13 protein-coding genes and 1 tRNA gene are annotated in these 12,713 nt (G+C 56.6%); 3 read left to right on the top strand and 11 right to left on the bottom strand.

Features of this window, described 5'->3' with window-relative positions:
* Positions 1-10: 10 nt before the first annotated feature.
* From tmk to RAL88_RS00505, 3 genes are all read right to left on the bottom strand, one after another.
* Positions 11-676 (bottom strand): dTMP kinase, encoded by a 666-nt coding sequence (gene tmk, locus RAL88_RS00515; protein ID WP_306266489.1) that lies wholly within the window; start codon positions 674-676, stop codon positions 11-13.
* A 1-nt stretch (position 677) separates the two neighbouring features.
* Entirely contained in the window at positions 678-1,835 is a 1,158-nt protein-coding gene (locus RAL88_RS00510; RefSeq protein WP_306266487.1) for a D-alanyl-D-alanine carboxypeptidase family protein, read from the bottom strand.
* A gap of 143 nt (positions 1,836-1,978) precedes the next feature.
* Positions 1,979-2,821: a septal ring lytic transglycosylase RlpA family protein gene (locus tag RAL88_RS00505; RefSeq protein ID WP_306266486.1), complete on the bottom strand. Its 843-nt coding sequence runs from the start codon at positions 2,819-2,821 to the stop codon at positions 1,979-1,981.
* 239 nt (positions 2,822-3,060) lie between these two features.
* Between RAL88_RS00505 and RAL88_RS00500 the strand changes: the two genes are divergently transcribed.
* Together RAL88_RS00500 and RAL88_RS00495 are read left to right on the top strand one after the other, a co-directional pair.
* Positions 3,061-3,150 (top strand) — tRNA-Ser (locus RAL88_RS00500).
* Positions 3,151-3,473: 323 nt separating this feature from the next.
* On the top strand, positions 3,474-4,577 hold the full coding sequence (locus RAL88_RS00495) for a tyrosine-type recombinase/integrase (RefSeq protein WP_306266483.1): 1,104 nt from the start codon (positions 3,474-3,476) through the stop codon (positions 4,575-4,577).
* On the opposite strand, the gene RAL88_RS00490 is transcribed toward RAL88_RS00495, so the two are convergent.
* The 6 genes from RAL88_RS00490 to RAL88_RS00465 are packed head-to-tail and all read right to left on the bottom strand — an operon-like array spanning position 4,559 to position 9,154.
* Positions 4,559-4,759, bottom strand: coding sequence for a hypothetical protein (locus RAL88_RS00490; RefSeq protein WP_306266481.1), 201 nt, complete (start codon positions 4,757-4,759; stop codon positions 4,559-4,561). The two genes, RAL88_RS00495 and RAL88_RS00490, sit on opposite strands and share 19 nt — an antisense overlap.
* 4 nt (positions 4,760-4,763) lie before the next feature.
* Positions 4,764-5,093 (bottom strand): DUF2190 family protein, encoded by a 330-nt coding sequence (locus RAL88_RS00485; protein ID WP_306266480.1) that lies wholly within the window; start codon positions 5,091-5,093, stop codon positions 4,764-4,766.
* Between the two features lie 2 nt (positions 5,094-5,095).
* A complete protein-coding gene (locus tag RAL88_RS00480) occupies positions 5,096-5,314 on the bottom strand; it encodes a phage head-tail joining protein (RefSeq protein WP_306266478.1) in 219 nt (72 codons plus the stop codon).
* A 3-nt stretch (positions 5,315-5,317) separates the two neighbouring features.
* Positions 5,318-7,102 (bottom strand): prohead protease/major capsid protein fusion protein, encoded by a 1,785-nt coding sequence (locus tag RAL88_RS00475; protein ID WP_306266477.1) that lies wholly within the window; start codon positions 7,100-7,102, stop codon positions 5,318-5,320.
* A complete protein-coding gene (locus RAL88_RS00470) occupies positions 7,092-8,486 on the bottom strand; it encodes a phage portal protein (protein WP_306266476.1) in 1,395 nt (464 codons plus the stop codon). Before RAL88_RS00470 ends, RAL88_RS00475 begins: the two co-directional genes overlap by 11 nt.
* 2 nt (positions 8,487-8,488) lie before the next feature.
* Positions 8,489-9,154 (bottom strand): hypothetical protein, encoded by a 666-nt coding sequence (locus RAL88_RS00465; protein ID WP_306266474.1) that lies wholly within the window; start codon positions 9,152-9,154, stop codon positions 8,489-8,491.
* Between the two features lie 470 nt (positions 9,155-9,624).
* Between RAL88_RS00465 and RAL88_RS00460 the strand changes: the two genes are divergently transcribed.
* Positions 9,625-10,443, top strand: coding sequence for a HEPN domain-containing protein (locus RAL88_RS00460; RefSeq protein ID WP_306266473.1), 819 nt, complete (start codon positions 9,625-9,627; stop codon positions 10,441-10,443).
* Between the two features lie 9 nt (positions 10,444-10,452).
* On the opposite strand, the gene RAL88_RS00455 is transcribed toward RAL88_RS00460, so the two are convergent.
* Together RAL88_RS00455 and RAL88_RS00450 are read right to left on the bottom strand one after the other, a co-directional pair.
* Positions 10,453-12,162, bottom strand: a complete 1,710-nt coding sequence (locus tag RAL88_RS00455) for a phage terminase large subunit family protein (protein WP_306266472.1) — start codon at positions 12,160-12,162, stop codon at positions 10,453-10,455.
* A 55-nt stretch (positions 12,163-12,217) separates the two neighbouring features.
* On the bottom strand, positions 12,218-12,712 hold the full coding sequence (locus tag RAL88_RS00450; protein WP_306266470.1) for a hypothetical protein: 495 nt from the start codon (positions 12,710-12,712) through the stop codon (positions 12,218-12,220).
* Between the last annotated feature and the right edge of the window lies 1 nt (position 12,713).

The raw sequence follows: 12,713 nt of genomic DNA, 5'->3' as shown, positions 1-12,713 counted from the left end.
GCATCTCGCGTTAAACTCCCATCGGCGTCCTGATATCGAACCGCCTGCGGCACGCTTTCCAGACCATCGTTTCAACGATATGGGCAGGCCTGGACGCGTCAAACACAGAAATCCGTCCCGGATCAGAATCCGCAAGCTTGAGAAAAGCCTGCCGCCGCGCTTCATGAACTGGCTCTTCTTCCTTCTCAAACCGGTCCCTGACTGCATCAGGATCTCGCATCCGGGCGCGATTAAGCCCTTCCTTTGCCGGCAGATCCAGCAAGATGGTCATGTCCGGGCGGGTTTTTTCAACAGTGATTTTTTCCAGCAGATCAATGGTCTGCGCATCCAGATCCAATCCCTGATAGACCCGCGTGGAATCCATGAACCGGTCACACAGAACCCAGGTTCCCGCCTGCAGGGCGGGGCGGATGGTGTTTTCAAGATGGTCCATGCGGGCAGCAGCAAACAACATGGCCTCCGCTTTCGGACCCTTGTCTTCCGCCTTGCCGCTGAGCAGATATTCCCGGATCGCTTCCGCATTCGGCGAACCGCCCGGTTCCCGTGTTTCCAGAACAGCATAACCGGCACCGCGCAGATGGCCGGCGAGAAGTTTGACCTGGGTGGATTTTCCGCTGCCCTCGCCGCCTTCAAAAGTTATGAACCGGCCCATAGCTCTGGCCTTGTCCGCACTCATACTACAACCACCCGAACAGAAACTCGCCGACGCCGCCAACAGCCCGTTTCAGAACGCCGGCAGTCGCCACGCTCTCAGAGGCGAACAGGGGCGCAATCACGATCAGCCGGTTGCCGCTATAGACTTCCAGATCTGCGATCTTGTCGCCCTTGGTGACCGGAACCGAGATCGGACCGGTATAGATCACACGCGCCTCAAGCGCATCCCGGCTTTGTTTCGGCATCAATGCGACAACCGGGGTCTTGGTTTCGGCACCGATACGCCCGGTTGCAGCTCCATAAATCCGGACACGCCCGACTGTGAGCCCTGCTGGAAACACTTCCACCGCGTCAAAAGCGGTGAACCCCCATTCCAACAGCCGTCTTCCATCAAGCGCCCGGTCCGCTTCAGTTTTCAGACCCATCAGAACTGCGATCAGACGCCGGCCATTCTGCATTGCAGACCCGACCAGACCATAACCGGCCTCGTCGGTGCGGCCGGTCTTCAGCCCATCGGCACCAATGGGCGCAGTCAGCAGCGGATTCCTGTTGGTCTGACGGATGCCGTTCCAGGTGAAGTCCCGCTCAGCGAAAATTCCGTAATAATCCGGATGGTCCTCGATGATATATCGCGCGATCCTGGCCAGATCGCGCGGCGAAAGAAGCTGATCGGGATGCGGCAAGCCATTGGAATTGCCAAAGGTGGAATCGTGCAACCCCAGTGTCACGGCAAACCGGTTCATGCGCTTGGCGAATTCCTGCTCGGTGCCGGACAGGCCTTCTGCCAGAATGATGGCGGAATCATTGCCGGACTGAATGATGAGGCCGCGCAGCAGATCAGCCACCGCAATACTTGACCCAAGTTCGGCAAACATGGTGGACCCACCTGCGGGTGCACCACCGGTCCGCCAGGCATATTCACTGACGACAAATTCGGTCTGCATCGTGATCTCGCCCTGTTTCAGGGCGTCAAATACAATGGCGGCTGTCATCAACTTCACAAGAGAAGCTGCGGGGGCTGCCCGAGCGGCATCCTGCTGAAACAGAATGCTGCCGGTTTCCATATCAATCAGAATCGCCTGCTGGGCCCGGCTTTGATACAATTGTGCGGATGCAGGCTGGCTGGCCAGCACAAGACAGGCCGGCAAAAGCCAGGCCATGGCGAACAGGAGCGTTTTCAATGGGGTCGAAATCTGGTGCATGGCAGCAAGATGCATCGCCCGTCAAAACAAGACAAGAGGGCTAAAACGTCAGAACGTCAGAATCCGGATTTTTTCGTGCAAAAACCGGTTTGCTGTCTGCAGAGCTGGTTGACGAACAGGTTCTATTGAGCAGGCCCAAACCCCTGAATTGAAGCAACAGATTGTCCTACTGTGGGGCGATCACCGCTCCATAGCAGCGCAGGTCCGGTACCAGATCCGCTACCAGGGCCGGAAATAATGGGGCGGTTGTCCCGATAGGCAATCGGAACCTGCGCCGCTCCAGCCGGTCCGGTGTCGGCACCAGTCTCTGCCATCATCAGTGCCGGTGCGTCCGGCGTGGCGTCGGCGCGCCGACGCATCGGTCCGGGCTGACCTTTGATGACGACAGAGGCTGCCAGAAAGGCAGCGTCGCCGCCTTCTACCGGAGCCTTGCCGAGGTAACTGACGTGAACCTTTGCCAAACCCTGATTTCTGAAGTTCAGGGCATCGGCGGCTCGTTTTGACAGATCGATCAGGCGGTCACGGGCAAACGGGCCGCGGTCATTCACCCGGACAACGACCGAATTCCGGTTGGCCAGATTTGTCACCCGGACATAGCTCGGCAACGGCAATGTGGGATGGGCGGCGCTGTACGAGTTCATATTGTAGATTTCGCCATTTGCTGTGCGCCGGCCATGAAAGGCATCGCCATACCAGGATGCGACGCCGGATTTCTCATAGCGGTTGACTTCTTTCGGCTCATACCAGCGTCCGGCAATCTTGTAAGGCTTGCCAACCTGATAGCGGCCGCCGCCCGAGGGAATATAGGCGGCTTTGGACACCCGCGGGCTGGCGGCTACACCATATTTTGGATCAATCCGGCTGCTGCTGCTGCTGCCGCAGGCAGACAATGAAAGTGCAAGCGCACCAATCACCAGAAGTCTGCTTTTGTTGAAGAGGTCCGTGTTGATTTGGCGGTATGGCAAAGAATGTCCTTTCAAAAGAAGCATTCTTTTAAGCATGAAGTTTTGCCGCATGGCGAGCAGTGATTCAATTTGAAGCAAAATTTTCGTTAAATTGAATCAACTACAGTTAACAGAGCTTTAACAATCGTTTTCATGGTGGTTTTTGTGTTAACGGCTTTCATCACCACATTGCCCGACACTACCCCTTGCATTTCATCACGGATTGAGAGATAGGGCTGTATATCGCTTAACGAGTTGCTGGATGGGTGGCCGAGCGGTTGAAGGCACCGGTCTTGAAAACCGGCGTGCGTGAAAGCGTACCGTGGGTTCGAATCCCACCCCATCCGCCATTTACTCCCAAGCCAATATGCATGTAACCTATTGAAATAAAATAGTTTTTCGGATTATCCGTAAACTCACGGTTTATTAAAACGCTTGTTTTGCTGCACATAATGCTATACAACTTGTAGCACAATGCAATTCCGAGGGTTTTCACATGCAAGTCATTAAGCGAAGCAACACTTTTCACCTTTGCAAGCGGGTACCCCGTCGATACAAGCCTGTTGAAACACGCCAAACAGTGTGGATCAGCTTGCACACTGACTCCGAATCCATTGCCAGACAGAAAGCCCCGTCCGCGTGGCAACACCTGATCGAAGGTTGGGAAGCCCAGATGGCAGGTGACTCGGAAGACGCCGAACGCCGCTTTGAGGCTGCGAAGGAATTGGCCGCAGTGCGGGGCTTTCGATACCTGCCAGCGCAACGGGTCGCCGAATTGCCTCGCGAAGACCTTCTGGAGCGCGTAAGCGTGGCCAAGGCGAGCCATACAGGCAAAAGTGAGAAGGTCCGCGCCGTAGAAACCGCTGCGGTTCTTGGCGGCGTTGCGCAACCGCCTATTACGGTAACACGGGCGCTGGACCTTTATTGGCAGCTTGCGGCCGATAAATGTATCGGCAAAAGTGATGACCAGCTTCGCCGTTGGAGAAATCCGAGAATCAAAGCTGTCAGCAATTTTATATCTGTGGTCGGAGACAAGGCCCTGCCGGACATTTCTGGCGACGACATGCTGGATTTTCGCAGTTGGTGGTTCGAGAAACTGGAGTCCGAAGGTCTGACGCCCAATTCGGCGAACAAGGATTTGATCCATCTGGGCGATGTGCTGAAAACCGTCAACAAAATGAAACGCTTGGCGCTGGTCCTGCCCCTGTCCGATCTCAGCTTCAAGGAAGGCGAAGCCAAACAGCGCCCGCCATTCTCCGAATCCTGGATCAGAGACAAATTGCTCGCACCGGGCGCGCTGGACGGCCTTAACACGGAAGCCCGCTGCATTGTCCTTGGCATGGTCAACACGGGCTACCGCCCCAGTGAAGGCGCGGCCCTGACGCCCGCCCAGATCAGGCTGGACGACAATGTGCCGCATATCTCGATTGAGCCAATCGGTCGGCAGTTGAAGAGCCGCAATGCACGCCGCGTCATCCCGCTTGTTGGCGTTTCGCTGGACGCCTTTAAGGAATGTCCTAAAGGGTTCCCCAAATACCGCGACAGCGCCACCTTGAGCGCGACCGTCAACAAATATCTTCGGGCCAATGGCCTTATGGAATCGCCGGATCATTCTTTGTATGGGCTGCGACATAGTTTTGAAGATCGCCTCTTGGCTGCGGGCATAGATGAACGGGTCAGGCGCGATCTTTTTGGACACGCCCTCAATAGGGAGAGGTATGGGAAGGGGGCGACACTTGAGGCGTTGCAGGGTGTTATTCAGCGCGTGGCATTCTGACGGGCCACAGCCCGCGCACGGGCCACCACATCCCCGGCAATCAAAGCCTCTTCGTCTGCGATTTCATTTTCGAGGCGAACGAATATCGGCGCATAGACGGGATCGGCCACCACCAGCTTGGCGACAAATTCAAGAGCATCCCGAAGGCGCTCCAGATCGGTTGTGATGACAGCCGATCCCATTGGATTAGAATGTGCCGTTGAGCCGCACACGGACACTGGAAGACGGGTTGCCTGCTGCAGACACCGCCACACCTATTTTCGTGTTGGCTGTTGCTGTGCCGGTCACAAGGCCGTCAGATGCTCGCCAATAGATCGGATCACCGACCGACAGGACATCGATAGCAACTTTACCGAGATCAAAGACGCCGGTTGTGGTCAGCACAACAGACTCGCCAATGGCAGCGTCAGTGGACGCAATACCGACAAGACTGCCGATCTTCACAATATCCCCGGAAAGGGCAGCGGCGGCGGCTGTAATGGTGATATTGTCACCTACCTGAACATAATTTCTCATTCTCAAATTCCTTTCGAGGTATTGAACCGGATGGTGTGAGGCGCTTGCCTGGACAGGTTCGCGATCTCACGTTCCAGGGCAGCCAATGCGGCGGCCATCTGGGCGTCGGATTTATATTCGATCTCTTCGCCGTTCTGGTCACGCACCCGCCGCATGCCCGACAAACGGGCGTCCAGAAGATCATCGCGCAGCGCGGTTAGCTGATCGGGGCTCAGAGCCATGGATTATGCCCCCGGAATCTGGTGCGTGCCGCGCCAGTCCAGCCAGCCTGCGCCGAAATCCAGGAACGCGCGATACTTCATGCCCAGCGTGTCCCAGGCCTCTGTCCGTTGGATTTGGACGCCTTGGGCACTGGACAGGTAGGCGTATTGCATCGCTGCCAAACGCACGGGGTCTGCGAACACGTACCACGTCGCCGCAGGAAGCCGAGGCTCCACCAGAAGAGACAACTTGCCGCCGAACGGGTTTACATCGGCAGTAGCATTTGGCTGAATCGAAGCGAGGACCTGTTCGGCCTCCGTTTCCAGATCAGCAGGAACCAAAACGTAGCGTGGCGCGGCGCTGATTATCGTCTCGCCGTCCAGGCCTGTCCGAGTTCGCATAGCCTGACGGGACTCGGTCAGGGCCGCTACAGTCGGAGCAGCCACCGCTCCGACGTTGCCCCGGCTTGCGTCAAAAACAGGTGTGCCGTCCGACAGGTTTGGATTATCGATAACCAGCGCCACAAGAATGTCGGCTTCTGTCTGCGCGGCAGCCTCACCCATTGCCGAAGTCATATCGCCCAGAAGGCCAAGATCGTCATCAATCATCAGCTTGCGGGATACCGTGATACCCCGCGCAAAGGTTTTCAGGTTCATTTTCTCGCCGTTTTCCCCGCGGCTGGTGTGTGTGATCTCGCCGTTTTCGTCCAAAGGCTCCAGCCGACCCATTTCGCCCAGACGGATCGCCGTGGACTCTTTGAAGTTCGGCAAGGTGCGCTGACGGCAGAGCGTCTTGAGCGGGGACTCAGCCGCTTGGTAAGAGGACAAGGCTGTTTTGTTCATGGCGTTGCTGACTGTCAGCGGGAAGTCCGATGTTGTGTGCGTAGCGGCCCGCGTGAAGACTTCATCGGCGCTTAAGCCACGGGTTGACACACCAGCACGGGCAAGGCTGCCACGGGCCATATCCAACAGGCTTTCGCCCATGTATTGACGGGACTCTTCCGGGCAGTCACCGCCGGTCATACGAATGTGCAGGGCTTGAGCTTGACGGCCCAACACAACGGCAGGGTCGTCATTTGCTGGAGCATGAGTGCGGATAATCGGAGCGCTGCGGCGCTTCTCTTCCAAAGCATCGAAGACAGTGGCTTTCGCAGCAGTCATATCCGATCCTGCATCAATCAAATCGTCCGCAATTTCAGGGCCAAGACCGGCAGAGCGGACAAGGCCACGAATATCGCTTCGGCGTTGGGTTTCGACCGCTTCCGGGGTCGGAACGGTTTGGGTTTCAATTACGGGATCAGGCATGGTTGACTCCTCTTGCCTCAGACGGGCGGAGGGGTCCGCCGGATTGCTTGTTAATGTGACTTCAGAAATGCGCCAGCCTGACGGGGTTTTGACCCGGCCCTGTGGGGTTTGTGTTTCGATCCAGCCTGCCACGCGATAACCGATGCTGACTCCGCTAACTGTGCCATCTGCAATCCGCTGGACAACTGGAACTGCGTCTTCAGCCGAAGTAAGCTCAAGAAGGGCGACAACAGCTTCGCCTTCCACCGCGATGGACCGCACCCGTCCGATCTGGTCACGCACTGTCTGGGTTCTGTGGGAATCGAGGACGGGCAACCCGGCGACTGCGGACAGATCAAGCGTGTCAGCGGTCAGGATTTCGAGATAGGGGCCACGGGCGTCCCGCCTTTGGACGGGGTTTGTAGTAGCGATCACGGCAGACACAGTGCGGGTCTGGGGATCATAAGAATTCGGTCGCGTCAGGGCGGCACGAACCAAAACGGTTTTGGATTCATCATGCGGCATCGGACTGGTCCTTTTTGGGGTCGCTGAAACTCAATCCCAAAACGGTTTCGCGCTCGCGGTCGGCAGCGATTTCCGCATCCAGATCGTCGATATTCCAGCCAAGGGATGCCACGGCCTGGCGGCGGCTTGTGAGACCCAAAGACAGAAGTTCCCGCAGCGCCTTGGCGTCTTTTTGCGGGTCAACCTGCATCGGGCGTGGGGGTAGCCATTCAGCCTTGATCGCGTCCATCAAATCAGGCGCATCCAGCCGCCCTGACAGGTAGGCGTCTGTGACAATGCGCTTGAAGATCGGGTCGAGAAATTGCGGGATCAGGGTTTGGTAGACGTATTGCTCAATCTTGGCCCGCCAAGGCAGAAGACCCGCCCGCAGGCTCGAATAATTCGCCCCTGTCAAATCCCCGTCCAGGATATGGCGTGGGCAGCCCAGACCCGCAGCGATCAGGCCCCGGATTTCTTCGGCGAAAGCATTGGAGTCCCGCGCCTGATCTGGCGCACTGAATTTGATATCCACACCCGCCGGTAACACTTTTAGGGTGCCCGGTTCGAGACCACTTTCAAGGATGTTTCCGGTCTGGTCGCCATCAAACTGCAAGCCGCCGGTCGCGTTCATATCTGTAATAAAACCAGCAAACATAGCAGCGACCTTGCTGCCGACCAGCCGCGCATCCTGTAGCTGATCGGCTTCGTTCAAGGCCAGCAAGACAGGCGCTAATTGGGAAACGCCCCTGACTTGGCCAGGTCCAAGAGACCGGAACACATGCAGCATATCCTCCGCAGCAATGCGTATACGTTCGCCAGCTGTCGGATAGAGGTCTGTAGGGCGTGAAGGCCGCACATGATATGCCATACGCTCGCCCAGAGGGTTGAACTCGATGCCAGCGACAATGTAGCCGCCGCCGGTCAGTTCGGTAGTGTGGGATTCATCGATCCATTCGGCAGGAATCTGGCGCAAAGCCAAACGGCCTTCGCGATATTCCAAGGCAAAAAAGGCTTCCCCGTCCACAAACTCAGCTTGCACCGCAGCCGCCGTCAGACCGCGCAGATCGGTGCGGCCATCGGCGTCGATAGCAGTCGCAGCCTCAAGGAAGGTGGTGTCGATTGCGCGTCTGATCGTCGGGTCGGGATGTGCGGAATTGGCTTCGATGCCAGCGCCGACAGTCTCCGCAACAGTCCCGGAAACGGCGTTGCGGATATAGCCATTGTTGGCGAAGGCATGGCGTGCCCTGCCCCGCACCACTGGTCCCGCTGAAGTCGTTTCGGGGCCGTGGGGGCCGTAGCTTGCAACACCACCAAAGCGCCGCCCGGAAGCCGCTTCAAAGCTGCGGCGCTGGACAGGTTCGGCGGTGTGCCGAAACGGTTTCGTGAATCGGGACCAGATGGACATTCTCAGTTCATCCTGCTGCGGTCGCGGTTGAACTTGAGGATCGGCAAAATCCGGTCCATCGGCATGATGATCTCAGCATGGGGAAGCGCTTCAAGACCATCCGCATTGGGCAGGAAGTCAGGCATGAAGCCCGTTGTGACGTTCCACAGCTTGGCCGCGCAACGCTTCTGCCCGTCGTCGTCAAAGAACCAGCGCACATGCAGGGACCAGCCTTTGACGCCGCGTTCATCGTCCAGGATCACCCATGACGCTGGATTCCGACCGAATTGCCGGAAGTAGGCCTGGACGTTCTCGCCCTTCGGCACACCGTCCGGGAAGTGGTCACTGACATTGTGATATTTCAGAGCATTAGAAACCGCGCGGCCCAAACTATCCGGGCCTTCAGCCCCGAACACCTTCGCCGTTGTCAGTACCAGCGTGGTCATGACTTTGAGGATCAGGGCGGAGTCCTGACCAAACAGGAAGGGGTTCCGCCCATCGTTCGCGTCTACGCCCAGGGGGGTTAAATGTTGTTCTTGAATGCACTTTTTCGCGATTCCATAGACGAAATCCCATTCGATCGGGACTTCATGGCATCGGTCTGTCAGGGTTTTGATTGTCAAATGCCCCGGCTTTCGTTCAATGGGCGGGCAATATTCCAGGACGGGGGTATCATCGGTGGTTGTCATAGTAGCCTCCAGGTGGTTTTACTTGGGGCAACATATTCTGATTCTGCAAGGCTGTCTATTAAACAATTCGTTTATAAACAGCGAGTTACATTAAGTGTCCTGTCAGTTTAGAAGGATATTTTGACTTGATCAGTGTAAATTATTCCGATATGTATAGCTCAAGGTGCCTGTCGGTCATAACAGGAACCTTTCTCAAGGGGGCGGGGCTTTTGCAGGTCTCGCCCCCAACTCATTTCGGAGGCTTCCTTGCACTACGTCGTTTCAGTTGATGTTTTGGCAGACGGGACCGTTGTTCCCGTTAAGCCCGAAGACATAGACTATTCCATCGCGCCGCATGGGTTCACGCGCCCTATGCGCCGCCGCTTTAATCGTCTGTTCCAATTCTACGGCAATGAGTACAAGATGCCCGCAGATCGGGCCCACTTTCGGGCGGCACAACGAGTGATCCAAGAATTTTGAGGTGAAGAATTATGTCTGAGAAGTCTAAGCGGTTTGAAGATGAACTAGATACACTGATAGCTGACGGAAATATGCTCTATATGGCTATTCAACACGAATGCGTTGGAGAAGCTTTTGAAGATGCGACCTCCAAGATGTTCAAAGGGAATGAAGAAAAAATCAAAAAATACCTAGAGGAATTGCCAGATTTCAAAACCGACTATCAGGCTTGGTATTCAGAAGCACGGGCGGTAGTTAAACAAATTTTCCCAGATCGACTGAATGACTTTATATCTTATTACGAATTACCTCGTGTCAGAAAAGACATTACCTTCCAAAACTACATGATCCGCGACTACCTCCAAGGCTTGCACATTACGCGAGGCTGGGAAAATGAAGTGGTTGTAGAAGGGCGCGCGGCAATCCCAGAATTTGTTCAACAACTTAACATTGTGAAAGCTGCAAAAAAGAAACTGAACAGCTCTTTGCTTGACTTAACGGCCATTCTTCAAGCTGACCTTTTCGACTCCGAGGTCGATAGCGCTCGCGCTTTGGCAAAAGCCGGATTCCTGCGGGCTTCTGGAGCCATTTGCGGCGTTGTTATCGAAAAACATCTCAAGCAGGTTTGCGTGACCCACAACATAACTGTTCGAAAGAAAAACCCTGGTATTTCCGACCTAAATCAACTTCTTAAAGACGCAGATGTCGTCTCCACTTCGCAATGGCGCTTTGTTCAACACCTAGCTGATATTCGAAATATCTGCGACCACGCTAAGGGGAAGGAACCCACGAAAGACGAAATTGAGGATTTAGTTTCTGGAACAGAAAAAATATTGAAGTCGGTATTCTAAATTAGATTTTCACCGTTCCATCCAACTTGACCGAATAATCGCTGGGCGTTTCTCAGGTCCGTTGGCCCGTGAAAGATCGGTTTCACGGCGCTCCAAGTCCAACCCCACAAGCTGACGTGCTGCCCAAGCATAAACCAAGCAATCCAGTGTTTCTACTCGCCTTCCAGGTATCCGCTCAAATGCCCGTACAGGTGCGCCCCGCCGATACTTCACGATCCGGCGTTCGCCGGTCAGTTGCTCAAAATAGGTGGCATCCAGATCATGACTGAATCGGATTGTGCGACCTGTCTGGAGCCTGTTCATCACTTGGGATTTGATCGTGTCAACCCCGACCAGGATCAACCGCGCCGCGCGGGTCTTCGATAGCTGGATCGCTGGGCGCTGAAATCCGGCCACGCCCTTCCCGGCCATGATCCGCCGCGCAATACGTGGTCGGCAAAACGCATAGACCATATCCGTGTGACCCCCAGAGCCGGAGTCCACGATTGCTGAATCAATCCGAAGGGTGCCGCCCAGAGGGTGTTTGAAGTCACGGCGCAAGAGATCGTCCGCCTCTTGCCAGGTTTCATCATCCAGGACGTTACCCCAGACGATCTCATGGGCCAGGACAAGCGCGTCCCCGTCCCGCGTCCAGCCCACGGTCGAGATTTCCAATCGGTCGTCCTGGGCGTCGATGCCAACAGACAGCACCAGCACTTCCGGCGGGATGTTGGACAGATTGAACTGTTCGCGCCGCGCCATGAGGCTGGCGTCATCAATTTCTTCGCCAAGGTCGCGCCACGGTTCCGCCAGCAGCGTCGTCGTGAACGCCTTTAGGGTTTCCGGGCTTTTCTTCGCCTCCAGGAACTCCGTCGCCAGCTTGCCCCATGAGGCGTTAGGCAAGAGACTGATAAGAGCGTTCATGCGGTAGCCGTGATGCCCCAGCACGTCTGGCCTGGTGGCCCGCCATGCGCCGTCCTGGACCATTCCGGGCTTGTGGCGCTCATCAATCAATTCTTCGCAGTGTGGGCAGCGGAACGCGGCGGTTTCGGGTTCATCCGGTAGCCATTCAATCATGGCCCAGGTGAGTTCCGTCAAAGCCCCACATTCTGGGCAGGCGCACTCGAACACGCGCTGATCGGATCGTTCATATGCCCGCACGATTCGGCTGGTAGCCTCATCCACTGGCGTTGACCCCATAACGATCTTACGGTCGCCATAAGAAAGGGTCCGTCGCTCTGCCAGCGTCACGGGGTCGCCTTCACCGCCCGCGCTGATCTCGAACCCGTCAACCTCATCCAGTAGCAACACACGCGCCGTGTGGCCCCTCAGATTGCGCGGGGCGCGGGCGCTGACCAGCTTGAGCGATCCGCCGCGGAAGCGGCGCTGGAATAGCGTGTCCCGCCCGCCGTCATCCGCTGCCAGAGCGGCCCGCAGAACAGGCGACTCCGCAAAGGTCGGTTCGATGTTGCCCACCATGAGGTCACGGGCGTCTTGCTCCGCAGGGACCACCACCAGAAGCGGGCTTGGATCGTTCACGGCATAGTGCCCAATAGCCGCTGTCAGAAGCTGGGTATATCCAATTCTCACGCTCTTTAGGACGCTGACCCGTTCGACGTTCGGATCACCGATGGAGTCGGCGATTGCAACTTGGTGTGGCCAGAGGCGCATCCGCCCAGGATGTGCTGCAATGGACGACGGCAGATAAACATTCCGCTCCACCCAATCGGAAAGAGCCATTTTCCGGGGCGGTCGCAGGACCTGTAGAGCTTCACGGCGTAAGCGGTTTAGAGGGTCATGTTTCATCTGCAATAGCCTCCAGGCTAGCGCGGATTTCTTCGTCCAGGACTTGGGTCGTGGCGCGATCAAGAGCGCAGCGTCCAGCCACCCGCTGGGGGATAGCCAGCACCGCCGCCCGTAGGTCGGTCAGGATGCCCGCCCAGGTGGCCGCCACCTGTTTTGCGTCCAGCATCTCGCCCCGCGTCCTGGCATTGGCGATTGCCAGCTTGTCCGCCTGTTCCTGGGCCAGCCGTAGCTTCTGGGCTGCCAGATCAGGATTGCTGGCAAGACGGCCCGTCTGACCATCGCGCATGTGTTTGGCATAGGCACGGATTGCGGGTTTCAGATCGAAGCGTTTTTGGTCGTCACGGGAGATCGCACCGTCCCGCGCCAAGGCATTCACCCGATTTGCAGACAGGCCAAGCCAGGACCCCAATTCGGCAGCGGTCACAGTATCGCCCAGAGGGGAACCGCCAAGGATTGCTTCTATGTCGTCATCATATGCTTGCATG

The organism is Pararhizobium sp. IMCC3301 (assembly GCF_030758315.1).
Lineage (GTDB): Bacteria > Pseudomonadota > Alphaproteobacteria > Rhizobiales.
Note: the sequence above shows the minus strand (reverse complement) of the source record. Positions and strands in the feature narration are given on the sequence as shown.

Coding starts and splice junctions, on each gene's coding strand:
- RAL88_RS00460 (WP_306266473.1), top strand. CDS start 9,625: ATGTCTGAGAAGTCTAAGCGGTTTGAAGATGAACTAGATACACTGATA.
- RAL88_RS00490 (WP_306266481.1), bottom strand. CDS start 4,759: ATGGGATCGGCTGTCATCACAACCGATCTGGAGCGCCTTCGGGATGCT.
- RAL88_RS00485 (WP_306266480.1), bottom strand. CDS start 5,093: ATGAGAAATTATGTTCAGGTAGGTGACAATATCACCATTACAGCCGCC.
- RAL88_RS00455 (WP_306266472.1), bottom strand. CDS start 12,162: ATGGCTCTTTCCGATTGGGTGGAGCGGAATGTTTATCTGCCGTCGTCC.
- RAL88_RS00450 (WP_306266470.1), bottom strand. CDS start 12,712: ATGCAAGCATATGATGACGACATAGAAGCAATCCTTGGCGGTTCCCCT.
- RAL88_RS00465 (WP_306266474.1), bottom strand. CDS start 9,154: ATGACAACCACCGATGATACCCCCGTCCTGGAATATTGCCCGCCCATT.
- RAL88_RS00475 (WP_306266477.1), bottom strand. CDS start 7,102: ATGCCGCATGATGAATCCAAAACCGTTTTGGTTCGTGCCGCCCTGACG.
- RAL88_RS00495 (WP_306266483.1), top strand. CDS start 3,474: ATGGCAGGTGACTCGGAAGACGCCGAACGCCGCTTTGAGGCTGCGAAG.
- RAL88_RS00470 (WP_306266476.1), bottom strand. CDS start 8,486: ATGTCCATCTGGTCCCGATTCACGAAACCGTTTCGGCACACCGCCGAA.
- RAL88_RS00480 (WP_306266478.1), bottom strand. CDS start 5,314: ATGGCTCTGAGCCCCGATCAGCTAACCGCGCTGCGCGATGATCTTCTG.
- tmk (WP_306266489.1), bottom strand. CDS start 676: ATGAGTGCGGACAAGGCCAGAGCTATGGGCCGGTTCATAACTTTTGAA.